Origin of the sequence: Nocardia salmonicida, from assembly GCF_036142455.1 — a bacterium.
Lineage (GTDB): Bacteria > Actinomycetota > Actinomycetes > Mycobacteriales > Mycobacteriaceae > Nocardia > Nocardia salmonicida.
In genome coordinates this window covers 2,466,049-2,490,674 of the sequence record NZ_CP108014.1, presented here as the reverse complement: position 1 = coordinate 2,490,674, position 24,626 = coordinate 2,466,049, and the positions used below count along the sequence as shown (strand labels likewise).

General features: G+C 67.3%; 20 protein-coding genes and 1 pseudogene. 14 read left to right on the top strand and 7 right to left on the bottom strand.

Annotation, left to right across the window (positions count from 1 at the left end; genetic code table 11):
• The first annotated feature begins 17 nt into the window (after window positions 1-17).
• The 8 genes and pseudogenes from OHS03_RS11790 to OHS03_RS11755 all read left to right on the top strand — a co-directional run bounded on the left by OHS03_RS11790 (window position 18) and on the right by OHS03_RS11755 (window position 9,199).
• On the top strand, window positions 18-1,175 hold the full coding sequence (locus OHS03_RS11790) for an acyl-CoA dehydrogenase family protein (protein ID WP_328662768.1): 1,158 nt from the start codon (window positions 18-20) through the stop codon (window positions 1,173-1,175).
• A 9-nt stretch (window positions 1,176-1,184) separates the two neighbouring features.
• Entirely contained in the window at window positions 1,185-2,270 is a 1,086-nt protein-coding gene (locus OHS03_RS11785; protein WP_328662767.1) for an acyl-CoA dehydrogenase family protein, read from the top strand.
• Window positions 2,267-3,766, top strand: a complete 1,500-nt coding sequence (locus tag OHS03_RS11780) for a carboxylesterase/lipase family protein (protein ID WP_328662766.1) — start codon at window positions 2,267-2,269, stop codon at window positions 3,764-3,766. The genes OHS03_RS11785 and OHS03_RS11780 overlap by 4 nt, the downstream gene beginning before the upstream one ends.
• A 2-nt stretch (window positions 3,767-3,768) precedes the next feature.
• Complete coding sequence (locus OHS03_RS11775) at window positions 3,769-5,280, top strand: class I adenylate-forming enzyme family protein (protein ID WP_328662765.1); 1,512 nt, start codon at window positions 3,769-3,771, stop codon at window positions 5,278-5,280.
• Between the two features lie 119 nt (window positions 5,281-5,399).
• On the top strand, window positions 5,400-6,725 hold the full coding sequence (locus OHS03_RS11770; RefSeq protein WP_328662764.1) for a lipase family protein: 1,326 nt from the start codon (window positions 5,400-5,402) through the stop codon (window positions 6,723-6,725).
• 144 nt (window positions 6,726-6,869) lie between these two features.
• Window positions 6,870-7,118, top strand: a pseudogene (locus tag OHS03_RS11765) (GMC oxidoreductase); the annotation flags it as partial.
• A 31-nt stretch (window positions 7,119-7,149) separates the two neighbouring features.
• Complete coding sequence (locus OHS03_RS11760) at window positions 7,150-7,836, top strand: TetR/AcrR family transcriptional regulator (protein WP_063920472.1); 687 nt, start codon at window positions 7,150-7,152, stop codon at window positions 7,834-7,836.
• 160 nt (window positions 7,837-7,996) lie between these two features.
• Window positions 7,997-9,199 (top strand): glycoside hydrolase family 76 protein, encoded by a 1,203-nt coding sequence (locus OHS03_RS11755; protein ID WP_328662763.1) that lies wholly within the window; start codon window positions 7,997-7,999, stop codon window positions 9,197-9,199.
• 13 nt (window positions 9,200-9,212) lie between these two features.
• Here OHS03_RS11755 and OHS03_RS11750 read toward each other — a convergent pair whose 3' ends face one another.
• Window positions 9,213-9,686 (bottom strand): hypothetical protein, encoded by a 474-nt coding sequence (locus tag OHS03_RS11750; protein WP_328662762.1) that lies wholly within the window; start codon window positions 9,684-9,686, stop codon window positions 9,213-9,215.
• A 210-nt stretch (window positions 9,687-9,896) separates the two neighbouring features.
• On the opposite strand from OHS03_RS11750, the gene legP reads away from it, so the two are divergent.
• Together legP and OHS03_RS11740 are read left to right on the top strand one after the other, a co-directional pair.
• Window positions 9,897-10,682 (top strand): Dot/Icm T4SS effector Zinc-dependent metalloprotease LegP, encoded by a 786-nt coding sequence (gene legP, locus OHS03_RS11745; RefSeq protein WP_328662761.1) that lies wholly within the window; start codon window positions 9,897-9,899, stop codon window positions 10,680-10,682.
• A gap of 113 nt (window positions 10,683-10,795) precedes the next feature.
• Window positions 10,796-12,769 carry a trypsin-like serine peptidase gene (locus OHS03_RS11740; protein ID WP_328662760.1) on the top strand — a complete coding sequence of 658 codons (1,974 nt, stop codon included), beginning with the start codon at window positions 10,796-10,798 and terminating at the stop codon, window positions 12,767-12,769.
• A 36-nt stretch (window positions 12,770-12,805) separates the two neighbouring features.
• Here OHS03_RS11740 and OHS03_RS11735 read toward each other — a convergent pair whose 3' ends face one another.
• The gene (locus tag OHS03_RS11735) at window positions 12,806-13,096 is read right to left on the bottom strand and encodes a hypothetical protein (protein WP_328662759.1); all 291 of its coding nucleotides are present in this window, start codon (window positions 13,094-13,096) and stop codon (window positions 12,806-12,808) included.
• 227 nt (window positions 13,097-13,323) lie between these two features.
• On the opposite strand from OHS03_RS11735, the gene OHS03_RS11730 reads away from it, so the two are divergent.
• Window positions 13,324-13,722 carry a hypothetical protein gene (locus OHS03_RS11730; RefSeq protein ID WP_063054797.1) on the top strand — a complete coding sequence of 133 codons (399 nt, stop codon included), beginning with the start codon at window positions 13,324-13,326 and terminating at the stop codon, window positions 13,720-13,722.
• Window positions 13,723-13,878: 156 nt separating this feature from the next.
• Here the strand turns inward: OHS03_RS11730 and OHS03_RS11725 are convergent, their stop codons facing one another.
• Window positions 13,879-14,628: a hypothetical protein gene (locus OHS03_RS11725; RefSeq protein ID WP_328662758.1), complete on the bottom strand. Its 750-nt coding sequence runs from the start codon at window positions 14,626-14,628 to the stop codon at window positions 13,879-13,881.
• A 294-nt stretch (window positions 14,629-14,922) separates the two neighbouring features.
• Here OHS03_RS11725 and OHS03_RS11720 point away from each other — a divergent pair, with 294 nt between their 5' ends.
• The 3 genes from OHS03_RS11720 (at window position 14,923) to OHS03_RS11710 (ending at window position 20,503) form a co-directional block, all read left to right on the top strand.
• Entirely contained in the window at window positions 14,923-16,710 is a 1,788-nt protein-coding gene (locus tag OHS03_RS11720; RefSeq protein ID WP_328662757.1) for a peroxidase family protein, read from the top strand.
• Window positions 16,707-17,801, top strand: coding sequence for a catalase family protein (locus OHS03_RS11715; RefSeq protein ID WP_328662756.1), 1,095 nt, complete (start codon window positions 16,707-16,709; stop codon window positions 17,799-17,801). Before OHS03_RS11720 ends, OHS03_RS11715 begins: the two co-directional genes overlap by 4 nt.
• 119 nt (window positions 17,802-17,920) lie before the next feature.
• Entirely contained in the window at window positions 17,921-20,503 is a 2,583-nt protein-coding gene (locus OHS03_RS11710; RefSeq protein ID WP_328662755.1) for a helix-turn-helix transcriptional regulator, read from the top strand.
• Between the two features lie 15 nt (window positions 20,504-20,518).
• Here OHS03_RS11710 and OHS03_RS11705 read toward each other — a convergent pair whose 3' ends face one another.
• From OHS03_RS11705 to pepN, 4 genes are all read right to left on the bottom strand, one after another.
• On the bottom strand, window positions 20,519-20,800 hold the full coding sequence (locus OHS03_RS11705) for a hypothetical protein (RefSeq protein ID WP_328662754.1): 282 nt from the start codon (window positions 20,798-20,800) through the stop codon (window positions 20,519-20,521).
• Window positions 20,801-20,994: 194 nt separating this feature from the next.
• On the bottom strand, window positions 20,995-21,789 hold the full coding sequence (locus tag OHS03_RS11700; protein WP_328662753.1) for a SigB/SigF/SigG family RNA polymerase sigma factor: 795 nt from the start codon (window positions 21,787-21,789) through the stop codon (window positions 20,995-20,997).
• A 51-nt stretch (window positions 21,790-21,840) separates the two neighbouring features.
• Window positions 21,841-22,032, bottom strand: coding sequence for a hypothetical protein (locus OHS03_RS11695; protein ID WP_328662752.1), 192 nt, complete (start codon window positions 22,030-22,032; stop codon window positions 21,841-21,843).
• A gap of 109 nt (window positions 22,033-22,141) precedes the next feature.
• The gene (gene pepN / locus OHS03_RS11690) at window positions 22,142-24,610 is read right to left on the bottom strand and encodes an aminopeptidase N (RefSeq protein WP_328662751.1); all 2,469 of its coding nucleotides are present in this window, start codon (window positions 24,608-24,610) and stop codon (window positions 22,142-22,144) included.
• Between the last annotated feature and the right edge of the window lie 16 nt (window positions 24,611-24,626).

Here is a 24,626-nt window from a genome sequence, read left to right as displayed (position 1 = left end):
GAAAGACGACAACCACCATGCAATTGGCACTGACCGGCGATGAGATCGCCTTCCGCAATCATCTGCGGTCCCTGTATCGCAACGAAGTTCCGCCCGAGATCCGCGATGGCGTGCGGGAAGGACGTGAGCTCAGCCGCGAGGCGCTCGTCACCACCCAGCGCATCCTCGATGCCAACCGCATCGCGGTGCCGAACTGGCCGCAACAGTGGGGTGGCCGGGACTGGACCCCGATTCAACGCCATCTCTGGCACGACGAGATGGCGCTCGCGTCGGTACCGGAACCGCTGACCTTCAATGTCGACATGATCGGCCCGGTCATCGCCCGGTTCGGCACCGAGGAACAGAAGGCCCGGTTCCTGCCACCGACCGCCAACCTCGACATCTGGTGGTGTCAGGGGTTTTCCGAACCCGAGGCCGGCTCGGACCTCGCCTCCCTGCGTACCACCGCGACTCGCGACGGCAACGATTACGTCGTCAACGGGCAGAAGATCTGGACCAGCATGGCCCAGTACGCGGACTGGATGTTCTGCCTGGTCCGTACCGACCCCGGTGCGGCGAAGAAGCAAGTGGGAATCTCGCTGTTGTTGATCCCGATGGATGCGGCCGGGGTCACGGTGCGGCCGATCGAGCTCATCGGCGGCAGCCGCGAGGTGAACGAGGTGTTCCTCGACGACGTCCGCGTGCCGACCGAACTTCGTGTCGGACAGGAGAATCAAGGCTGGACCTACGCGAAATTCCTGCTCGGCAACGAGCGCACCGGCATGGCCGCGATCGGACGCACCAAAGTCCGGCTGTCGACGATCAAAACGCGCGCCCGTCACACCCGGGTAGGCAAGGGCACGCTGCTCGACGACCCGCTGTTCGCCGCGCGGCTCACCGAACTCGAAAACGAAACGCTCGCACTGGAATTGATCCAGATCGGCGCGATCGCCGGAGCGAAGCAAGACCGGACGGCGCAGACGGCATCGATTCTGAAACTCCGTGGCAGCCAACTCCAGCAGGCCGCCACCGAACTGATGATGGAGGTCGCGGGTCCGAGCGCGCTCCTGCCGGACCACAACCGATGGACGGGCCGCAGCACCGCCGCCTACCTCAACTGCCGCAAGACATCCATCTACGGAGGATCGACCGAGGTGCAGCGCGGCATCATCGCCTCGACGATCCTCGGACTGTGAGCCAAGACCATGAATTTCGAACCGACTGCGGAACAGACGATGTTGCGCGAGACCGTCAGCGACATACTGGCCGACCCTGCGCACGTAGCGTCGGATGATCTGTGGGCCACCTTCGCCGACCTCGGGTTGCTCGGGCTGACCTTTCCCGAATCCGACGGTGGCCAGGGTGCGGGTCCGATCGAGGCCATGATCGTGATGTCGGAACTCGGCGCCTGCCCGGCCCGGATTCCGGTACTCGACTGCGCCTACCTACCGGGAAGCCTGCTGGTCGAGGCGGCCAGTCCTGGCCAGCGCCGCGAACTGCTGCCGAAGGTCGCGGCGGGGGACCTGCGGCTCGCGTTCGCACACGAGGAGCTGTGCTCGCGCTGGCCACTGCGAACCTGCTCGACGGCTGCGGTCCGGCGGGGCGCTTCGTGGCGAGTGAGCGGGCGTAAGTCGCCCGTTCTCTACGGTGCCGAAGCGGACCTGCTCGTTGTCAGCGCGACCGGGCCCGACGGTATCGGCCTGTTCCTCGTCGACCCGGCCGACGCGGGCGTGACCAGGCGTGGAAGTGCCACCCATGACGGTATGCGCGTGGCCGACATCGTCTTCGAACAGGCCGCCGCCGAGCCGTTGGCCGCGCTGGGTGCCGACTCGGCCATCGAAGCCGCCCAGGTCGCGGCCCAGGCCGCGCTGTGCGCCGAGGCTGTGGGCGCGATGACCGAGGCCTTGCGTATCACTGCCGAATATCTCTGTACCCGAAGACAGTTCGGTGTTCCCTTGCGCAGCTTCCAGGCGCTCACCCACCGCGCCGCCGACATGCACATCGCGGTTGCTCTCGCCCACGGCATGTCCGTTTACGCCTCGACGGCGATGGCCGACGGCCTGATCGACCAGACCGTGGCCTCGCGGGCGAAACTGAGTGTCGGGCGGTCGGCACGGTTCGTCGGTCAAGAAGCTGTCCAACTGCACGGCGGCATCGGAATGACCGAGGAACACCCGATATCGCGCTACTTCGCGCGGCTCACCGCCATCGAACAGACGCTCGGAAACTCTGATGACCATCTGCGATTCCTGATGGACCGGGTCGCCGAGTACGACATGGTCGACCTGTGAAGCCCGCGGTCACCGGGCGACCGGTCGTCGAGGTCACCGGCGGCAAGGTGCGAGGCCGGACCGTCGACGGTGTCAGCGCGTTTCTCGGAGTGCCTTTCGCAGCTGCCCCGGTGGGGCGGGCTCGCTTCCGGGCGCCCGCACCGGTGGTGGGCTGGACGGGGATTCGAGAAGCGGACGCGTTCGGGCCGACGTGTCTGCAGGGCGCTTACGCGCCCGCTATCGAACAAATATTGGGCACGTATCTGGTGGCGGGCACGGAATGCTTGAACCTGAACATCTGGACGCCCGACCCCGGCGGGGGCGGCCTGCCGGTCATGGTGTGGATCCACGGAGGTGCGTTCGTGCACGGGTCCAACGCGGTACCGGCGTACGACGGAACCGCCTTCGCCCGTGACGGGGTGGTGCTCGTGGCGATCAATTATCGGCTCGGTGCTGCGGGCTTCGCCGTGCTCGACGGTGCACCGGCCAATCGCGGCCTGCTCGATCAGCTGTTCGCGCTGGCCTGGGTGCGTGAGAACGTGCGGGCGTTCGGCGGAGATCCCGACAACGTGACGGTGTTCGGCGAATCGGCGGGTGCGATGAGCATCGCCTCGTTGCTGAGCTCGCCCGCCGCCCCCGGGCTGTTCACACGGGCGATCATGCAGAGCGGCAACGGCGGCGTCGCGGCGACCGTCGACGATGCTCGTGTGCTGAGTGGCGAACTCGCTGAGGCATTGGGTGTGCCCGCGACCGCGGAAGCCTTCGCGGCAGTGCCACCGTCGGCGCTGCTGGCCGCGCAGGAGTCGGTCCGTGCGGCCTTGGCCCGCGATCCGGACCCGGCGCGCTGGGGGGAGTCGGTGCTGGTCGCAGGGGCCGGCATGAGCTTCTTTCCGGTCGTGGACGGCGATGTTCTTCCCGCGGTACCCGTCGAAGCGATCGCGGCGGGATCTGCCCGTGGCATCGCCTTGCTCGCGGGCTGCACCACCGAGGAGTTCCGGCTGTTCACGGTGCCGACCGGACTCGGGGACGCGATCACTGTCGACGCGCTGCCGTTCGCGCTCGCACGCTTCGGTATCGGCGCTTCGTCGATCAGGCCGTACGCCGTCAACCGTCCCGAGGCCACTGCCGGGGACCTGTTCGCGGCGATGGTGACCGACGCGGTATTCCGTGGTCCCACCAGGGAACTCGTCGAATCGCAGACCGCTGTCGACACTCCGGCGTTCCTGTACGAGTTCGGGTGGCGGCGCGCGGATCTGGGTGCGATACACGGACTCGAGGTGCCCTTCGTCTTCGACACCTTGGCCGCGGCGACCAGCATCACCGGTCCGAATCCGCCACAGCGGATCGCTGACGAAATGCACTCGGCCTGGATCGGTTTCGCCACCCATGGTGACCCCGGCTGGCCCCGCTACGTCGAGGACAAGCTGGTCATGACCTTCGGCGAGCCTTCCTCGGAGCTGGTCGGCAATCCGCGTGCCGAGGAAAACGCGACGCCCCACCAAGGACGACAGGACTGACCATGGCAAATCTTTTCGATCCCGTCCGGCGACATGCCGATACCCACCCCGACACGGTGGCCGTTCGCGGCGAAAGCTCCGTCCCCGGCGACTTCGCCGCGTGGACCTATCACCAATTGCGTTCGAGGAGTATCAATTACGCCGCGGCGCTGGTCGCGTCGGGGCTGCGGGTCGGTGATCGCATTCTGCTCGTCGCACCGTCGGTGCCCGAATTCGTCGTCGCCTACCTGGGGATTCAGGTGGCCGGTGCCGTGGTGGTACCGATCAACACGATGTCGACCCGGCACGAAGTCGACTACGTCCTCGACGACGCGGGCTGCGCGCTCGTCATCGCCTGGCACGCACTCGGTCCCGCCGCCTCGTCGGCGGCACAGGCGCGCGGCGTGCAGGTCTGGAACCTGAGGCCCGGCGCGGATGCGGGTCTCGCGTCGACGGAGGTTCGTGACCGTGACCCCGACGACACCGCGGCGATCCTCTACACATCGGGCACCACCGGTCGTCCCAAGGGCGCGCAACTGACCGTGTCGAATCTGCTGTCCGCAGGCGAGATCGGTGTCGCGTGCAGCCGTTCGACGCGGTCGGACCGCACGGGCACAGCGCTGCCGCTGTTCCATGTCTTCGGCCAGGCCTCGGTGATGATGACAACCTTCACCGCCGGTGGGTCGCTGTCGTTGCTCTCCCGATTCGACGCGCAGGCGATGACAACGATGTTGCGCCGCGATCGGCTCACCGTCATGGTCGGCGTACCGACCATGTGGAACGCGATGCTGCACACCGCGGGCGACGCCGACTCCGCCGACTTCGCCCACCTGCGGATCGCCGTCTCCGGCGGCGCGTCATTGCCCGTCGCGGTGACCAGGGAATTCCAGGCGCGCTTCGGCTGCACCCTGCTCGAGGGGTACGGGCTCACCGAAACCACGGCGATGGGCACCTTCACCGACATCGAGCGGGGTGCGAAGGTCGGCTATGTCGGTGGCGCGACACCATTCACCCGGATCGAGGTCCGTGACGAGGCGGGCCGCCCGTGCCCGCCGTCGACCATCGGCGAGATATTCCTCCGCGGCGCGACGGTGATGAAGGGTTACTGGGAGCGACCGTCGGACACCGCCGACGTTCTCGATCACGAGGGCTGGTTGCGCACCGGGGACCTGGGCGCCGTCGACGCCGACGGTGACCTGCGCATCGTCGACCGGGCCAAGGACCTGATCATTCGTGGCGGGTACAACGTCTATCCGAGCGAGGTCGAGGAGATCCTGTTCGCGCATCCCGATATCGTCGAGGTGGCCGTGATCGGTGTTCCTGACGACCACTACGGCGAGGAGGTCGCCGCCGTCGTCGTGCGCCGCCCGGAGTCCGTGCTCGATGCCGCCGACGTGTCGGTGTGGGCGCGAGAACGGCTCTCCGCGTACAAGATCCCGCGCGTGATCCAGTTCGTCGACGCCTTGCCCAAGGGTGCCACGGGCAAGATCCTCAAGCGGGCCATCGACCGGCGAACCCTCGGTGGAATCGTCTGACAGTAACAATGTTACTCTCTACCGGGCGCTGGTGTGACAGGCATCATGATCTGCTTCTCCGGCGACCTGAGTCACTGCGGCGACGATGCCGGTCAGTGGTGTCGACTGAGAGGTTCTCGATGAAGCGACAGGATCTTCGACAGATGTGGCCGCAGGCCGGGCGCATCGTCGCGGTGTTGGTCTTGGCTTGTGCCACGGCGGTGGCCGGTGTGGTGACGGATGCCGGTGAGGTCTCGGCCGAGCCGATGAGCTCGTTCTACACGCCGCCGGACCAGATTCCGCAGGAACCGGGCGCGATCATCAAAACCCAGCCGATGACCTTGTTTGTCACACCGCCCACCGAACAGGGGTGGCCGGGCCGCGCGCAGCATGTGATGTACACGTCGCGACTGCAGGACGGTTCCCCGGTCGCGGTGAGCGGGACCTACATCGAGCCGACCGGACCGTGGCAAGGCGCGGGACCGCGCCCGACGGTGGTGATCGGCCCCGGCACTTCAGGTCAGGCCGACCGTTGCGCGATGTCGGTGGCGTTCTCGACCGGGCTGGCAGTGTCCACCCAGCCGTTGGGGGTGTCGGCCAACCAGGAGTTGCCGTCGTCAGTGGTGTGGAGCGGTCTGGGCGCGCGAGTGCTGGTGACCGATTACATCGGCCTCGGCACACCCGGCATGCACACCTACGCCAATCGGTTCGACAGCGGACACGCGATTCTCGACGGTGTTCGCGCGGCCAACAATCTGGGCGGTGTCGGGCCGGAGACGCCTACCGTGCTCTGGGGCTACTCCCAGGGCGGTGGCGCCACCGCCGCCGCCGCGGAGATGGCTCCGACCTACGCGCCGGAACTGAATCTCAAAGGCACCTGGGCCGGCGGACCTGTCGCCGACCTGACCGCGATCCTGGACAAGATCGACGGCGCGCTGATCGGCGGCGCGATCGGATTCGCCGTCAACGGCATGCTCGCGCGCTACCCCGAACTGCACCGTGCGGTCGACAAGGTCACCAGCCAGGCCGGGCGCGACATGCTCGAGACCTTGAGCAATTCCTGCATCGCGGACGTGATCACCTACCACCCGTTCCTGAAAACCTCATCGCTGACCAACGACGGCCGACCGTTGTCCGCCCATCTCGCCGAATTGCCCGAAGCCACACCGGTACTGGCCGAACTGCGCATCGGTAACTCCACCCCGGCCACGCCGGTCCTGATCACGAGCGGTCTCAACGACGACACCGTCCCGTACGGGCAGGCTCGCCGACTCGCCGAAGACTGGTGCGCCAAGGGCGCGACGGTCACCTTCCGCACGAACGATCTGCCGCCGATCCTGCCCGGAACCACCATCCCGAATCACTTCGGGCCGGAGATCATCGACGGTTTCGGTCCTGACAACGCGTTCACCTATCTTCTCGATCGACTTGCGGACAAGCCGGTCTCCGGCTGCAGTATCGACTGAACAAGGGATGAGGATCACCGAATGTGGTGATCGGGTCGGGTTTTCAGCACCTGCCGGACGGCCTCGGTCAGCAGTGGGGCATCAACGCCGACCGCATCTACGTCTGGAATGACCCGACCGCGCAATTCGGTGGGCCGCAGGGTGGGCCCCGCGGCCGGACTGCTCGACACCAACACGCTGTTCCCCTCCACCTGGCATCTGCTCGGCGGGGCGAGCATGGGTTCGGTGTGCGATCTGAACGGGCGCGTCCACGACCAGCCGGGTCTCTACGTTCTCGACGCTGCGCTGCTGCCGGGCAGCGCCGCCGCATGCAACCCGTCGATGACCATCGCGGCGGTCGCGGAGCGGGCCGTGGACAATCTCGTCGCCGAGGATGTGGGCATCCGCATCTGAGGGCGGATCGCTTCGGTGGCAGGACAAGTGGATGGACTACTGTGACATGGTGGCCAGAAAGGGCGAAGGTGATCCTGCGCGCAAAATCACCGAAACCACCCTGTCGCTGCTCGAATCGGAAGGTTACGACGCGGTTCAGCTGCGCCGGGTGGCCCGCCTCGCGCAGGTATCGCTGACCACGGTCTACAAGCTGTACCCCACCCGTGACGAACTCGTCCTCACGGCGGTCGCCCACTGGATGGCCACCAACACCTACACCGAACTCGACCCGCCGCGAGTCGGCGAATCGCTCGCCGATGTGCTGATACGGGTGACCCGCTACGTGTTCGAACCGTGGGAGCGTCACCCCCGGATGCTGGCCGCCTACTCGCATGCTCGTTCCGGTCCAGGCGGGCAGCGACTCGACGCCCAGGGTTTCGCCGCGGTGTTGCCCGCCGTCGGCACGATGTTCGCCAGTCTCGACGAGGACTACGCCGCCGATCTCGCCCTCGTGCTGACCAACATGGTCTACGCCCTGCTGGGACGTTTCGCGCACGGAGATATCGCGATCACCGAGATCCTGCCCGCACTCGAACGTGCCATCGTCCGGTTGACGCAGAACAACGCTCCGTTCGCCGGGGCTGCCGACCGGGTCGCCGAACCGGGTGCGACATCGTTCGAATGGATTTCCGGCTTCAGCTCGCCGTATTCCCCGGGGACCGAGACCGGCGAGTCCTAGCCCGGGAACCGCCGGGCGGGTGGTGGCTCGGGCAGGTTCGGCTGGTGGTTGCGCAAACGTTTCCGCGGCTCACCGGAGCAGTTCAGGCTCTGGCAATCCCGACACGGGATCCTGGAGATTCGGCGCCGACGCCGATGTCCACGAGGAGGAGCCCGAGCGGATGCATCGCCGCAACCACGAGTTCAGTCGGCGCAGTGTGCTGTATGCGGCGGGGGCGGCGATCGCGCTGGCGGCGGTGGCGCCGCCGACACCGGCGGGGACGATCATCCGGGGCCGTTCCCGCGACCTCGGTGCGGGGGAGCGGGCGGATCTGGCGGAACAGGCGATCGTGGCGCGACATGTGCGCTCGCTCTGGGGGCTGCCGCAGCGCCGGTTGGGTGCGCTGGTGTGGCCGGCTGATCTGGCGGAACGGGCATTCGGGCGATGGTGCTACTGGTGGCAGGCGCATCTGCTCGACTGCGCGGTGGATGCCACCCACCGCGCACCTACCCCCGACCGCGTCGATCGGGTGGTCGCACTCGCACGGGGAATCCGAACCCGCAATGTCACCGGATGGACCAATCGGTATTACGACGATATGGCGTGGCTGGCGCTGACGCTGGAACGGGCCGACCGACTACTCGATATCCGGTTCGACGACGCGATCGGCGATCTGCGGGGCGCTTTGAACGATGGATGGAACCCCGACGTGGGCGCGGTGCCGTGGCGATCCGGCGACGATTTCTACAACACCGCGGCGATCGGTCCGACCGGTCTCGCGATGGCTCGCCTCGGCGACATGTCCCGCGCCGGTGAACTCGCCGATTTCCTGAACACTCGACTGCGTGACACCGACAGTGGCCTGATCCACGATGGTGTCCACGAGCCCGGCGGCCAGGTGGATCGCACCGTCCACACCTACTGCCAGGGCGTGACCATCGGGCTGGAAACCGAATTGGCTGTGCGCACCGGCGAATCGGGGCACCGCGACCGTGCGGCGGCACTCGTGACCGCGGTCGAGCACCGGCTCACCGACACCGGAGTGATCGCCGCGTCCGCCGGCAACGACTCCGGGCTCTTCATGGGAATCCTCGCGCGCTATCTCGCCGAAACCGCACTGGCACTGGGCAACACGACCGCCGCGAATATCGTGCACGCCTCCGCCCAGGCGGCCTGGGCGCATCGCGCCGAAGTCGACGGTCTGCCGCTGTTCGGTACCGACTGGAACCGTCCGGTCGTGGTCCCGGACCATCCGGGAGTCTTCCTCCAGCTCGCCGACACCTCCGCCGCGTCGTCGGCGAATCTGAGCCGCGACCTGTCGGTGCAGCTGAGCGGATGGATGCTGCTCGAAGCCGACTACCGGCTCACCGCCGCGGGCCGCTGAACTCACGGGCCCATCAAGGCATTTCGACTGTCTCGGCTCTGGCGATCTCGTTGATGGCGCGCTGAATGGATTGCTGCGGCGAGGTGCGGGCCAGATCGGCGAGGTATTCGATCAGCAATACCGCGGCGGGTTGGGGGTTCGTCCAAGCGCGGTCCGTTTCCGCGGACTCGTCGACCCCGAGCGCCCCGGTGAGCGCGCTGACGACCGCGGTGACATCGAGTCCGGACAGCCACGGAGCCGATCGCCGGACCACTGCTTCCAGCACGGCACGCACATCGTCACCGGTGAGACCGTCCGGATGGGCGGTCTCGAGCAGCTCTCTGACGATCGCGGCCAGCACCGAGGTGACCTGATCGGCGGGGAGTTCGGACAGGTCCGCGGTGGTCGCACGGAACCCGGATTCGTCGGCCGCCTTCGCCGCGGTGACGGCGGCCTCGATGGCGGTCGCGATCGCGCGGGCTGACGAGGGCCAATCGGACGGCCACATGGGTAGTTCTCCTCGCGGGTCGGCGCACGGCCCCGTCAGACTTCGTCCGGGGATGCCGTCAGCGTAGTCAGCGGCCGGTGCCGACCCGATGACGGTGCGCGTGATCGGGTAGCCCGCTACTCGCGCGTGGGGGTGGGTCTTCGGCCCACGCTTCCCAGAGGGGCGACGGACTCCGCCGTCGTCGAACCCGACACAGGAAGCGCGAGTCCCGTGATCATCGACGACACTGTTCCGTCGGCCGTCGACACCATCGACACCGGCGAATTCCATTCCGGCCCGGAGGCGGGATCGACGTTGATCGGCAGCGTCACGCATGGTGTGCGCGAACTGCGCTACGCGGCGGTCGACGATCTCGCGATCTTCGAAGGCGACGTCGTGCTCGGCACCGTCGAAGAGATCGATGCCCGCCGTCGGCAGGAAGGCGTGGTGATCTCCGGCTCGGTATTCCGCTGGCCGAATGCCGTGGTCCCCTTCGAAGTCGACCCTGCTCTGCCCGGCCCACAGCGAGTTTTCGACGCGATCGCCCAGTGGAACTCACGCACCAGGATCCGATTCGTCCCGCGCACCGGCGCCCACGGCGACTTCGTGCGATTCGTGCCGAGCATGTCGAGTCGGTCGCCGGTGGGGCGGCAGGGTGGACGCCAGACGATCGAACTAGCCGCCACCGCACCGGTGGGCACCGTGGTCCACGAAATGGGGCACGCGCTCGGACTCTGGCACGAACAGAGCAGGGAGGACCGCGGCAATTTCGTCGCGGTGCGGCTGGACCGGGTCGATCCGGCCCACCGGCACAACTTCGACCAGCACATCAGCGACGGCGACGACGTCGGCCGGTACGACTTCGGCTCGATCATGCATTACCCCGCGACGGCGTTCAGCACCACGGGGCAGCCGACGATCCTCGCGCGCGTTCCCCTGCCGCCCGGCGTGACGATGGGCCAGCGCTCCGCGCTCTCGGCAGGTGATGTGAACGCCGCCCACGCGATCTACCCGTGACATCGGCGCAGGTAACCTGCTCGGTGAAGTCGAGTGGTCCACTACTCGTGCCCGACACCGCGCCCGCGCCCACGCTGAATACCCAGCACACATTTCTCCGGGCGAGGTGACCCATGGATACCGAGAGTGAAGCACGCACCGCCGCATGGCATGAACAGATGGATGCCGCATCGCGGCGATTCGACGACACCGAGGCCGAACGCGACGAGGTGACCCGCCGCCGTGAGGTGAGCGAGTCCGATGTCGTCGACACCGAGGAGCAGATTCTCGCCCGCGCCGACCGACTGCTCGTCACTGGTGAGGTCCCGGCGCAGGCGGTGATCGAACTGGGCAGGCAGGAGCCGGTCGGCAGCATCCGCTCGCTCGAGCGGGTCATCGGCTTCGCCAACGAACTACAGGCCGTGAACTTCCTGACCCGCGGTGCCAGAGCCGCCGCGGCGGTGGCGCGAATCTCGCTGGCCGACAACGGGCGTGAGGTTCCGATGTGCACCGGTTCGTTGGTGTCACCACAACTGTTGCTCACCAACAATCACGTGCTGCCCACGCCGGGGGCGGCCGAATCGGTGGTGATCGAGTTCCGCGCGGAGGCCGACATCGACAATGTTCCCGGACCGACGACGCGCTTTCGGCTCGCGCCCGCCGACTTCTTCGTCACCGACAAACACCTCGACTACACCGTGGTCCGGGTGGCACCGGGACCCGACGGCGCCGCACCCGGTACGACGTTCGGCTGGAACCCGCTGATCGCCAAGCCGGGCAAGATCGTGATCGGCGAGGCGATGAACGTCGTCGGGCATCCCTCGGGGCGGCTCAAGGAAATCTCGATCCGGCACAACCGCCTCGACCTGCAACTCGACGACTTCCTGCACTACGCCTCCGATACCGAGCCGGGGAACTCGGGCTCGCCGGTGTTCAACGACCAGTGGGAGATCGTCGCGCTGCACCACGCCGGAGTGCCGAAGAAGGACGACGAAGGCCGGGTGTTGCGCAAGGACGGCAAGCTGTGGCAGTCCGGAGACGGCGACGACGCGATCGACTGGATTGCCAACGAAGGCGCGCGGGTGAGCGTGCTGCTCCATGATCTGGGATCGCGCCAGTTCGATCCGGCACAGCGTGCCCTGCTCGACGAACTCGGGCTCGCGGCAATCCCACCGCGTGAAGCGGCGACAATGCCGGTGCCGCAACCGACCTCGGCTGACGAGAGCATGGTGCGCGGACTGCGTGGCAAGTCGACCGCGTTCGGCGGTCGCCGCAGCGTGCTGTTCCTGCACGGGCGCGGACAACAGGGTCGCGACCCGGTCGAGCTGCGCCGCAACTGGACAGCCGGCTTGAACAAGGGACTCACCCTCGCCGGTCTGAGCCCCATCGACCCTGTCGACGTCTACTTTCCCTTCTATGGTGACCAACTCGTCGAGAGCATGGACACCCGCGAGGCCGTCGCCGCAGGTCCGGCACTGTACGAGGACCTGGTCGCCGAGGCGGCGCACCGTGCGGGGATGCCGAACGTCGACGAAGTGCCCGCCGACCCGCAGGCGCGGGAGCTCTTCGGCGGATTCGGTGCGGTGGTTCTGGGGCGACTGCGCGACCAGCTCAGCTGGATCGCCGCCCGCAGCGGCCTCGACTCCGCGCTCATCGGCGCCATCTTCAAAGACGTCGCCGCCTATCTCGACAACGAGCGGGTCCGCAAGAGTGTGCTCGACACGGTGCTCATCGATACGCCCACCGGGGGCGAACTGATCCTGGTCAGCCACAGTCTCGGCACCGTGGTCGCGATGGATCTGCTCACCCAGTTGCCCCGCGAACTGAACGTGCGCCTGCTGGTGACGGCAGGTAGCCCGCTCGGGTTGGACGGGGTGTACCGCAAGCTGCTCGGTGGCGGCGCGAGCAGGCCCGAACGGGTCGGCGAATGGCTCAACACCTGGTACGCCGGTGACCCGATCGCCATCGGCTGCCCGCTGCGTCAGGCCTGGGGTCCGGATCTGCGTGACCTCCCGGTCGAGAACCCCAAGGAACGGGCGCACGACATCACCGAATACCTCGCCCATGCCGCGGTGGCTGCCACGATCGGACATGTGCTGTCCGCCTGAGCGACAAGGCAATTCATACCCCGACACCCTCACTGGTTATGGCGTGAACGGGCGCTGGTCGAGGAGATCGGCGCCCGCGTTGATCGTGAACAGGTTCGGAACCTGATCAGGCGGCATGATATTCATGATCTGCCGGTGGAACTGGGAATACCCGGCGGTGAAGGCACCGTTGCCCCAGACCTCGAGCAGCGAGCCCGTGAACTGCCCGTTGACCGGTCCGTCATAGGACAGCTGAGAATCCTGGCAGCCGGCGAGTGCGCCGACCCAGCCGCTGTAGGCGGCGGGATCGACCCGGTTCAATCCGATATGCACAGAATATCCGCTCACTGCCGTTCCTCCATCCAGAGATAATGATCGCCCGAGGTGAGCGCTCACTTCGTTGCCCCTCGATCCTGCTGCGGCCGTGCGGAACTCGATAGCGTGGCGGACTACTCGAATGCGAAATTGTCGGCACCGAACCCGCGCGTATTCGCGTAGTGGATTACGCGTTCGCGCGGATGTGATCGCGCGCGAGGATAGCTCCATACAGTGTTTTCGCTGAGAAAGGCAACGAAATGTTGGAGATGGATACGGAGGACGCGGTCGTGGCAGCGAGCGCCGATACCGAAGAGGAAAGGTTCGAGTCGGCGAAAACCGGCTACGGTGCCGAAGAGGCAGCTGTGCGGGCGATCGGCCAGACGAATATCACCTCGATCTTCTGGGCTCAGAAGATTCTGCGCACCCACGGAACGGGTGCCTGGGTATTCGGATTCCCGAGCGCCGACGTGCGCGCCGACAGCCAGGTCTCGGTCAGCCTCACCGAGATCGATACCGACAACACCCCGTTTCTCGGGCCGGCCACCACGCAGGTCATGAACGTTGTTCCACACGCCGACGGAACCATGACGGTGCGGTATCACGTCGGCTGGAACAGCAATATCAGAGTGCTGTTCAACTTCATCATCGCCAATTGAACAGCCGCGATGGCAGTGCCAGGGGTCGGTCCGATGCCGAGCCGAATCGACAGCGTGGTCGATTCGGACCATCCGGGGCCCGTGACAGTCGCAGGGCGGGTCTGCGTCGCCGACGAAGTCGACCAGGACCGGCCATCGACCCCCCTGCCGAGAGAGCTACCCGGGCCTACGTGCTGCCGCCAGTGCGGTGAGCACCTGCTCGGTTTTGGTACCGCCCGTCGCGATTGTCAGCCCGAGCGCGTGCAGCGCGGCTTCGAGTTCGCGCTGGGCGTCGACCGCGCGCAGATGCAGATCCACAGGTGAATCGCCCTGTCGGGGCACAACTGTCAGTGACAACTCGACCAGATCGAGACCGGCGGCGGTCCACCGTTCCACGTCGGCCCGCAGATTTCCCACCGGCACCCCGGCCCACCGTGCCGAAGCGACCGGGCCCATCGCGCACAGATGATCGACCGCGATGCCGGGAGGTGTGCAGCTCACCAGGAACTGCCGCTGGGCCGAGGTCAGCGTGTCGGTGACATCGATACCTCGGGCCACGGCAGCGCGCAGGGAACCGGGGGACCGCAGGCTGACCGCCGAGGCCGACAGCATCCGCCGGTCGCCGGACCAATCGCTTTCGATGCGGTATCGGACGCCGGGCCCGGAGAAGGGCGCCGCCCAGCGACCCGCCAACTGGGATCGCAGGCACGGTCGCAGCTTGACGGTGAGATCGTCTTCGTCGCCGCTGCGCAACCGGATGACGATGCGGCTCGACAGCAGGGTCGGCGCGCCCGTGGAACCGGGGTGCAGCGGCTCGGCGAACCAGATGTCGCGGTAGGCCGCGCCGGTGTCGCTACATCGGATGCGTTGCAGTGCGCCCGCGACATCTCCGTCGAGATTCACTTTGATTTCGATCGGTGTGATCACTCGAGCCCCCTTCCGGTCGCAGTGACGGGTACCGCCCGCGGTGCGCGAGCGCCCTGGAACTCAGATTCGCCCATCGACCGGCTGCGGCGCGCGCGTAGTGCGCTACCCGATCAGGTAGGGCGTCCGGGTCGCGGGACGACCATCGACGACGGCAGCCCCGCATCGGCGACGATGCGCGGCCCGCTCGGGTCCGCGCGTAGTCGACTACTCGTGACAGCTCTGACCAGGTGTCGGAGACTGGAATCGATCGGTCCGGTAGGCGCCGAGCAGGCGCACTCCCGTGGAGGTTTCTCGATGGTCGACGCACAGCAGCAGACCCTGGTCACCCGCGCACTGGTCGCCGCCGCCGAGGCGCTCGACCGCCGCGTCGGCTGGTTCCGGTTGCCGACCCCGTTGGGCTTGGCCGTACTGGTCGGCCTGCGCAGCCGTCTGCGGTCGCGCAACCTCTTCGACACCGGCCCGCACCCGGCCGGGCCCCTGCCGTCGGATGTCACCGGCGAGCACCAGCGCGCGCGCACCGTCGACGGCACCTACAACAGCCCCGACGACCCCCGCGCGGGGTCGATCGGTTGCCGCTTCGGGCGCAATTTCCCGCTGGATAACACCTACCCCGAGGGGCCGTCGCGGATCATGGAACCCAACCCGCGCACGGTCAGCAGGCAATTGCTCACGCGCGAGCGATTCCAGCCCGCCACCACCCTGAATCTGCTGGCCGCGGCCTGGATCCAGTTCGAGGTGCACGACTGGTTCGTCCACGAGCCTGCCGAACGCGACCCCTTCACCGTCACCCTGGACGACGACGATCAGTGGCCGCACCCCCCGATGACCATCCCGCGAACGGCGAAAGTGGCCGCCCCCGATCCGACCGACCCGCCGACCTACGTCACCGGCGAGACCCACTGGTGGGACGCCTCCCAGATCTACGGCAGCACCGCCGAATTCGCCGCGTCCCTGCGCTCGGGCAAGCACGGCCAGCTCGTGATCGACGAACTGGGACTGCCGCCACTGGATGCCGAACGGCTGGTGGCGCTCGAGCCGGAGGCAACCAACGCGTGGGTCGGCCTCGCGCTGCTGCACTCGCTGTTCCTGCGCGAACACAACGCGATCTGTGCCCGCCTGTCCCGGCGCTACCCCGACATGGACGACCAGCAGCTCTACGACACCGCGCGACTGGTCAATTCCGCGCTGATCGCGAAGATCCACACCGTCGACTGGACACCGGCGGTGATCGCCCATCCCACCACCGTCGCCGCCATGCGCGCCAACTGGTTCGGCGTACTGGGGGAGCGGGTATCGCGTCGCTTCGGCGATCTCATCGGCAACGAAGTGCTCTGTGGCATACCGGGTTCCGAGCGTGACGACAGCGGCGTGCCGTACTCGCTCACCGAGGAGTTCGTCGCGGTGTACCGCATGCATCCACTGATTCCCGATGAACTCGTCGTCCGCAGCCTCGGCGACGACACCGTGCTGGCCGAGCATCCGCTTTCCGAACTCGGCGTCGCACACATCCGCCAACGCCTCGCCGAGATGCCTATGGACACCCTGCTCTACTCCTTCGGCCGAGCCAACCCCGGCGCGTTGACGCTGCACAACTACCCCGCACACCTACAGCAGCTCGAGCGCCCCGGCCAGCCGCTGCTCGATCTCGCTACCGTGGACATCCTGCGGGTCCGCGAGCGCGGAGTGCCGCGCTACAACGAATTCCGCCGCCAACTGCGGCTGCCGCCGATCACCTCGTTCGACGAGCTCACCGACGATCCGCGGTGGGCGCGCGAACTCGAGGGGGTCTACGGCGACGTGGACGACGTCGATCTGATGATCGGCCTCTACGCCGAACCCAAGCCGCCCGGTTTCGGCTTCAGCGACACCGCCTTTCGCGTATTCGTGCTGATGGCGTCGAGGCGGCTGTCGGCCGACCGGTTCTTCACCACCGACTTCCGGCCCGAGATCTACACCGAGGCGGGCATGGCCTGGGTGCGTGACACCACGATGCGCAGCGTGCTGCTGCGGCACTTCCCGACCCTGGCGCCCGCGCTCGACGGCGTCGCGAATCCGTTCGCCCCGTGGAGGAGTCCGCGATGAGCTACCTGCGCTACCGCGACGACCTGGAAAAACCTCGCCTCGACGAAGAATGCGACATCGACAAGATCATCGCGGTGCTGCGCCACAACAACGAACGCGCCTACCGCAAGTACAAGCGTGGCTTGCGTGACGCGCACGCCAAGAGTCACGGCATCCTGCGCGGCGAACTGACGGTGCCCGCGGGCCTGGCGCCCGAACTGGCGCAGGGCATGTTCGCCACCCCGGCCACCTATCCGGTGATCGCGAGGTTGTCGAGCACGTCCGGGGTGATCCGCAGCGATCAACTGCGCGGCGTCCGCGGACTCGGGATCAAGGTGCTCGGCATCCACGGGCCGCGCGCGATGCCCGACGACGAGGCGATCACCCAGGACTTCATCATGGTCACCCATCGGGAATTCCTCTTCGCCGACGCGCACGCCTACCTCACCAAAGGCATGCCGACCGCCTGGGCGCTGGCCCGGCTGCCCGACCTTGCCCTGCGTGCGGGGAGCGACCTCGTCGCCGCGCTGAACACGCACGTCCTGCGTCGGATCGGGCGTAGCGTGCCACCGAATCTCGGTGTCTTCGTCGCACCCAATACCCGCATTCTCGGCGAGACCTTCTTCACCTCTGCGCCCCTTCGATACGGGGATTACGTGGCCAAGCTGCTCTATGTCCCGGTGTCGTCGGAAGTCGTCGCGCTGCAAGGACAACCGGTCGACCCGGATGCCGGCGTCAACGCGCACCAGGACCTGATCGTCGACTTCTTCGCCGGGCACAGCGCCACCTACGAACTGCGCGCGCAACTGTGCACGGATGCGGCGACCATGCCGATCGAGGACGCGACCGTGCCGTGGCCGGAAGACGAGTCGCCACACCGCACCATCGCGACCATCCGCTTCGATGTACAGGATCCGTACACCCCGCAGCGGCGGGCCTACGGCGACGACGTGCTCTCGTTCAACTCCTGGCGTGGCCTGGACGCGCACCGGCCGCTCGGATCGATCAACCGGCTCAAGAAGCGGGTGTACGAGGCGTCGAGCAACTACCGCCACGACGTGAACAACGCGCCGCGCGTCGAGCCGCGCGACGCCACAGAGCTCCCGCCATGACCCCCACGCCGCTCGCACGTCCGGCGCGCCCGCCCGCCGCGCCGGACCACCGGCGCGCCAACCGTGTCGCCGGGTCGATTCGTTGTGACGTCGCCGCAGGACAACTACACTTTTCATGCATGGGCGGACTCTGGCAGCTGCTCGATCGCCCCACCGAATACGACGCCGTCCGTAGGGCATTGGCCGACCCCGACACCGGCGGCGTGATCCTGGTCGGCGCCGCGGGCGTCGGCAAGACCACGCTGGCCCGGCTGGTCACCGCGGTGCTGTCGGACCCGGTGCGCTGGGTGGCCTGCACGGCGTCCTCGCAGGCCATCCCGCTCGGTGCGTTCGCGCCCTGGATCGCCGCGTCTGCGTCGCGTGACCCGCTCGCGCTGCTGCACTCGGCCAGGGAAAACGTGCTCGCCCAACCCGACACGGTGATCGGCGTCGACGACGCGCACCTGCTCGATGTCCTCTCGGCGACGCTGGTGCACCAGATCGCGGTCGACCACCGAGCCCGCATCATCGCCACCGTCCGTACCGGGGAACCGCTGCCCGACGCGGTCACCTCACTGTGGAAGGACGGCTACCTCGAGCGAATCGAGCTGGCGCCGTTCACCAAATCCCAGTGCACCGACCTCGTCGAGACCGTGCTCGGCGGGACCCTGGAGGGGCTCAGCGCCGACGTGATGTGGGAATCCTCCGGTGGCAACCCGCTGTTTCTGCGCAATATGGTCGAGGGCGGGGTCGAGGCGAGCACCCTGACCGACGTCAACGGCGTCTGGCAGTTGCGCGGGCCCACCGCGGTGCCCTCGGGTCTGGTCGAGCTGCTCGACGAGCGGTTGAGCAGGGCCGGCGCGCCCGTGCTCGACGTGCTGGAGACGCTGGCCGTGCACGAGCCGCTCGACATCGACATCCTCAGCGAGCTCGTCGGCGCCGACGCGGTGGACGCCGCCGAGGTCACCGGTCTGATCAGGGTCACGAGCCACAACGGTGTCGCCGACGTCCGGTTCAGCCATCCGCTGCTCGGTGAGGTGGTGCGCTGCCGGGTCGGCACCGCCGCCGCGCGCGCCCGGTGCGGAAGCCTCGTCGAGACGCTGCAGGATCGGGACCTCAGCACACCGGCACATCGCATCCGGCTGGCGCGGCTGTGCGTCGACAGCGACCGGCCGATCGACATCGTCCTGTTGATCGACGCGGCCAAGGACGCGGTGTCGCTGGCCAATCTGCCACTGGGCGAACGACTCGCGCGCGCCGCCTGTGAGCGGGGCGGTGGGCTGCGCGCGGCCGAACTGCTCTCCCGTGCGCTGCTGTGGCAGGGCAGACCACAGCACGCCGACGAGATCCTGGCCCGCTTCGATCCCGACCGGCTCGATCCGCTGCAACTGGTCCAGTGGGGTGTGGTGCGGGCCAGCCTGCGATTCTGGTCGCTGGGCGATGTCGAACATGCCCGCGACCTGGTCGAGATGCTGCGCGCCCGCGTCGAGCATCCGGCACTGCGCCTGACCGTGGATGCCGCGGCGGCGGCGATGGCGGTGCACGAAAACCACCTCGCCGCGGGCATCGAAGCAGCCGAGCGGGTGATCGCCGACCCCGACTCGCCGCGGCAGGCCGTCGATTTCGCCGCATTCGCCCTGGGTCTGGCGCTGCCGGTGGCCGGACGCGGCGCCGACTTCGCGCCGATCGCGGCACGCAGCCGAGCGCAGCAGAAGTCCACCGACGGGATCATCCGGGTGATGGTCCGCTACGGCGACGTCCTCGCCCTGACCACCATCGGCGACCTCGATCTCGCCGAGCGGCGCGCCACCGAATATCGCGAGTTCTCCTCGGCCGGCCAATTCGTCGGCTGGGCGATCGCGCGAATCGCCGACGGCGTCGTCGCCACCTACCGCGGTCGGTTCCGCGAAGCGATCGCCGCCTTCGAGCAGTCGCTGGCAGCGCTCAACGCCGAATCCTCGCTACCGTGGAAACTGCCGGCGCGGCTGCTGCTGGCCCGTGCCTACGCGGCCCTGGGTGAGGTCGACCAAGCCGAGCGGGTCCTCGACGATGCCGACGAGCACAGCGGGCCACACATGGCCCTGCACGAGCCGCAGCGGATCATCGCGCGCGCCTGGCTGGCCGCCGCCGAACACAGCGCGCACGCTGCGGTCGACCTGGCCCGCAAAGCCGCCGACCTGGCCCACAGCGCCGGTCAATACGCGCTGGAAGCCGAAGCACTGCATCACGCCACCCGATTCGGTGACCGCACCCTCGCCGCCCGGCTCGCCACCGTCGCCGATCGCGTGCAGGGCCCGGTCGCGGCGATCTACGCCCGCCACGCCGCGGCCCTGGCCGATGCCGATCCGTGCGCGCTCGCCGCGGTCAGCCGCGAGTTCGAGTCCGCGGGCCTGCTGTTGTCCGCTGCCGATGCCGAGGCGCAGACGGTGCCGATCTACGACCGTGCCGGACAGCGCCGACCCAGCGCCCAGGCCGCCGCCCGTGCTACGGCCATGGCCGCCCGCTGCGACGGTGCGGGCACGCCCGCCATCACCGCGGCCGCGCGCCCCCTGCCGATCACCGAACGCGAACGCGAGATCGCCGCCCTCATCGGACGTGGACTGTCCAACCGCGCGATCGCCGAACGCCTCTGCGTCTCGGTCCGCACCGTCGAGGGGCACATCTACCGGGCCTGCATCAAGCTCGACGCCACCGACCGCGACCAACTCGCCGAACTCATCTGAGACGCGGTTGCGTGTTCATGGGCTCGGCTCCGGCAACTGGCACTCGGTGACCCTCGGGTTCATGCCGAGGTAGTTGAGCGGGCCCGCGAGCACCGTGAGGCCGATCGTGCCCAGATCACCGCAGTTGACCGGGGTGTTCGTGAAATAGTCTCGCTGCATCGCGGCCACGAGCCCGGACCCGAACCAGGCCAGCATCAGCACCGACAACAAGAACTTGGCGGTTTGGTGGGCCGGACTGGCCCGGATTTCTCGTACTTCACGAATTTCTCGATCACGTCGATTCCGTCGACCGCGCATCGTCATCGCACCCTTCCCACCGGCGAGCACCACACTGTTGAACCATGTGAACAGCGCCGACCAGGTGGCGCTGCCACGACACGCGCGAGATTCTGTTTCGTCAACAGTGCAGCCCGGTAGACGCAGAGTCAATGGACGGTGCCGGTGGAAGCACGCACCGTTACCGCCCCGACACGGCGCGGGCGGGCCGAAGTTCAGGCGGGTACCGGTTGCTCGTCGGCGGCTTCGGCACGCAGATTGCCCAGCAGCCTGGTGAGTTTGCGGGACACGCTCATCTGGGAGACGCCGAGTCGTTCGGCGATCTCGGCTTGGGACAGCGTGTCGTAGAACCGCCAGATCAACAATTGCCGGTCTTCGGGCGGCAGCTGCGCCAGCAGCGGTGCGACGGTGATCGTGTCCTCGGCGAGACGGTAGTGGGGATCGTCGGCGCCGAAGGTGTCGGCGACGGTCATGCTGGGATCGCCGTCGTTGTCGCGTGCGGGAGTGTCGAGGCTGCGGGTCTGGAACGCGTTGGCCGCCACCAGGGTGCGAGCGATGTCGGTGACCGGCACATCGAGTTCGGTGGCGAGTTCGTGGGCGGTGGGCGAGCGCTGGAGACGACGGCTCATCTCCTCGCTCGCGGCCCGTACCTTGCCCTGGAGTTCTTTCTCGCGACGCGGAACGTGCAGCGGCCAGATGTGGTCGCGGAAGTGGCGGCGTACCTCACCCATGATGGTGGGCACCGCGAAGCCGAGGAAGGGTGATCCGGTGGTCACGTCGTAGCGGTCGACCGCCATGACCATGCCGAGGCGCGCGGTCTGGAGCAAATCGTCGAAGATCTCGCCACGGTTGGCGTACTTACGAGCGATGTGCTCGGCCAGGGGCAGGCAGACCTCGATGATCTCCTCCCGCAGGGCGTCGTGTTCGGGGCTGCGGGGATCGGTCAGCGACAAGTGCACGAACAAGGGCTCGGCATGTTCGTAGGTGATGCGGTCGGTGGTCTTGGACATGCAGATCAGCTCCTGGCCTTCAAGTGTGCTTCGGTTCGGCGGGGAGGTGAGCTAAAGGCCTAGCATCCTGGAGGTCATCATCATTCCCGCGCCCAGGCTGACGGCGCCGAAGATCGCGGCGGGCAGCGATGCGGTGAGTGCTGTCAGGCCGAAGAGGAAGAACACGCAGGTGGCCAACATGATGGTGGTGCTGGTCAGATCCATGCTCGGCGTACTCGGTGTCCGATTACGTGAGTAGGTCATGAATGAAGGGTTCACCATCTCGGTGGTTATTAAACCGTTATCGGTCGACAGGTCTTGACAGAGTGATAATTTCGGTTTCGATGTTTAATTCGCCGTGAAATGGGAAGGATCAATTCACGGCGCGCACGCGCAAGTCTCGGGCGAGGTGGTCGCGCTGTTCGATGATCAAGCGGCGCAACGCCCCCGGTGCGTCCGCGTTCGCCGTGAGCCAGCGGTCGACCCCGTCGAGCGAATCAGCCGCGGGAAAGAGCCCGACCACGATGCGGCGGGCGATCTCGATGCTGTGCTGATCCCACACCGTGCGCAGCGCCGCGAAATACTCGTCGTCGAAGCGCGCTGTCAGGTCACGGCGTTGCCCGGCCCGGAATCCCTCGATGACGGCATCGAGATGATCGTTGGTCAGGCTGGTATCGCCCAGCGCTGAATCCCATGCCGAGGCCTTGACCTCCGGTTCCGGTCGCGCCGCGAGCGTGCGCAGGTGGGCGGTTCGTCCCGATGCTGTGTTGTCTCGTTCGAGTTCGGCGTCGAGTTCGGCGACCTCCGCCGCTCCGGTGGCGGCCAGTGCCGTCCACAGCGCCCAGCGCAGATCCGGATCCAGCGCCAGACCTTGCGGCGCCCGGTCGAGCAGCATCGCCCGGATGTCGGCGGCACGGCGCCCGTCGACTGTGGCAGCAGCCGCGGTCGCACGCGCCAACGCCAGCTGCGCGCCGGAACCCGGTGCTGACGAATGCAGTGTGGCCCAGCTGGATTCGAGCCACTCGCCACGCCACCGATCCCGCGTCGACTCGGGCAGATAATGGCCGATCGTGAAAGACGCGTTCGCCAGGACCGCGGTGAGCAGCGCCATGTTCGGTTCGGTGGGCGCGAAATCGCGAGCCATGGACAGGTAGCGTTCGGCGTCGAGTTCCCCGTCGCGGGTCGCGTTCCACAGCGCCGACCAGATCAGTCCGCGCGCCAGCGGGTCGGTCACCCGATTCAGCGAACCCTCCACGGTCGCAAGCGAAGCCGTATCCAGACGAACCTTCGCATAGGTGAGATCGCCGTCGTTGAGCAGGCGCAGCGGAGCGGATGCGAGGGCAACCGGCGTGCGTTCGTCGACGATGTCGAACTCCACGCGGTCACGTATCACCAGGTTGCCGTCGGCATCGAAGTCGTAGAGCCCGACAGCGAGTCGGTGCGGACGCGGATCGGTTTGGACGATCTCACCCTCGTCGAGGGTCAGGGTGGAGACCCCGGTCGTCTGCAACCAGGCCCGCGCCCAGCCCGCCAGGTCACGGCCGGAATCCGCCGACAATTCGGTCAGTAGATCGGCGAGGGTCGTATTGCCGAAGGCGTGTGTCCGGAAATATCGGCGCACACCTGAAAAGAATTCCTCACGGCCGACGTAGGCTACCAACTGCTTGAGCACGCTGGCGCCCTTGGCGTAGGTGATGCCGTCGAAATTGAGCTTGGCGGCCTCGAGATCGGTGATGTCGGCAACGATCGGATGCGTGGTCGGCAGCTGATCCTGCGAGTACGCCCAGGCCTTGCGACGGTTCGCGAACGCCACCCAGGCATCGGTCCACTCGGTGGCCTCGGAGCTCGCGAGCGCGCCCATGTAGTCGGCGAAGGACTCCTTGAGCCACAGGTCGTCCCACCACACCATCGTGACCAGATCGCCGAACCACATGTGCGCCATCTCGTGCAGGATCGTGTTCGCCCTGCCCTCGTACTGCGCGGCGGTGGCCGCACCACGGAACACATAGGCCTCGGTGAACGTGACCAGCCCGGGGTTCTCCATGGCGCCCAGGTTGTACTCGGGAACGAACACCTGGTCGTACTTGCCCCACGGGTACGGGTAGTCGAAGTGTTCGGCGAAGAAGTCCAGTCCCTGCTTCGTCACCTCGAAGATCGTGTCCGCGTCCAGATAGCGGGCCAGCGAGGCGCGGCAGTAGATTCCGAGCGGAATCGTGAGTTCGCCTCGCGTCCACAAGGATTCGACACGGTGGTACGGTCCGGCCGCGATCGCGGTGATATAGGTCGAGATCGGCAGCGTGGGGGAGAACACGACGTTCTGAATCAGACCGTTGTTCTGGATCGCCGCGTACGGCCGATTCGACACCACCTGCCAGTCGGCCGGGGCCGTCACCCCGAACGTGAACGGCGCCTTCATATCCGGCTGTTCGAAGCACGCGAAAACACGGCGCGCGTCCGCGGGCTCGTACTGGGTGTAGAGGTAGGTCAGGCCGTCGACCGGATCGAGGAACCGGTGCAGTCCCTCACCCGAACGACTGTAGGCACCGGTGCCACGAACGACGACGACATTGGTCTCGGTCAACCCACCGACGGTGAGCCGAGCCCCGTCGTACTCGACCGCCACCTCCGCACCGTTCACCGTCACCGACTCCACCGCGAGGCCGATGAAGTCGAGCCAGGTCTGCTCGACAGTGGCATCGAACACGACGGTCGTCGTCGTGGCGAAACCGGCCCGGGTCTGGTCCGTGGCCTCCGACAGGTCGAGGTCGACGCGGTAGTCGCGGACGGTGACCGCCGCCGATCGCGCGGCGGTCTCGGAGCGGGTCAGGTTCGCGGAGTACATACCTCGATCCTGCCAG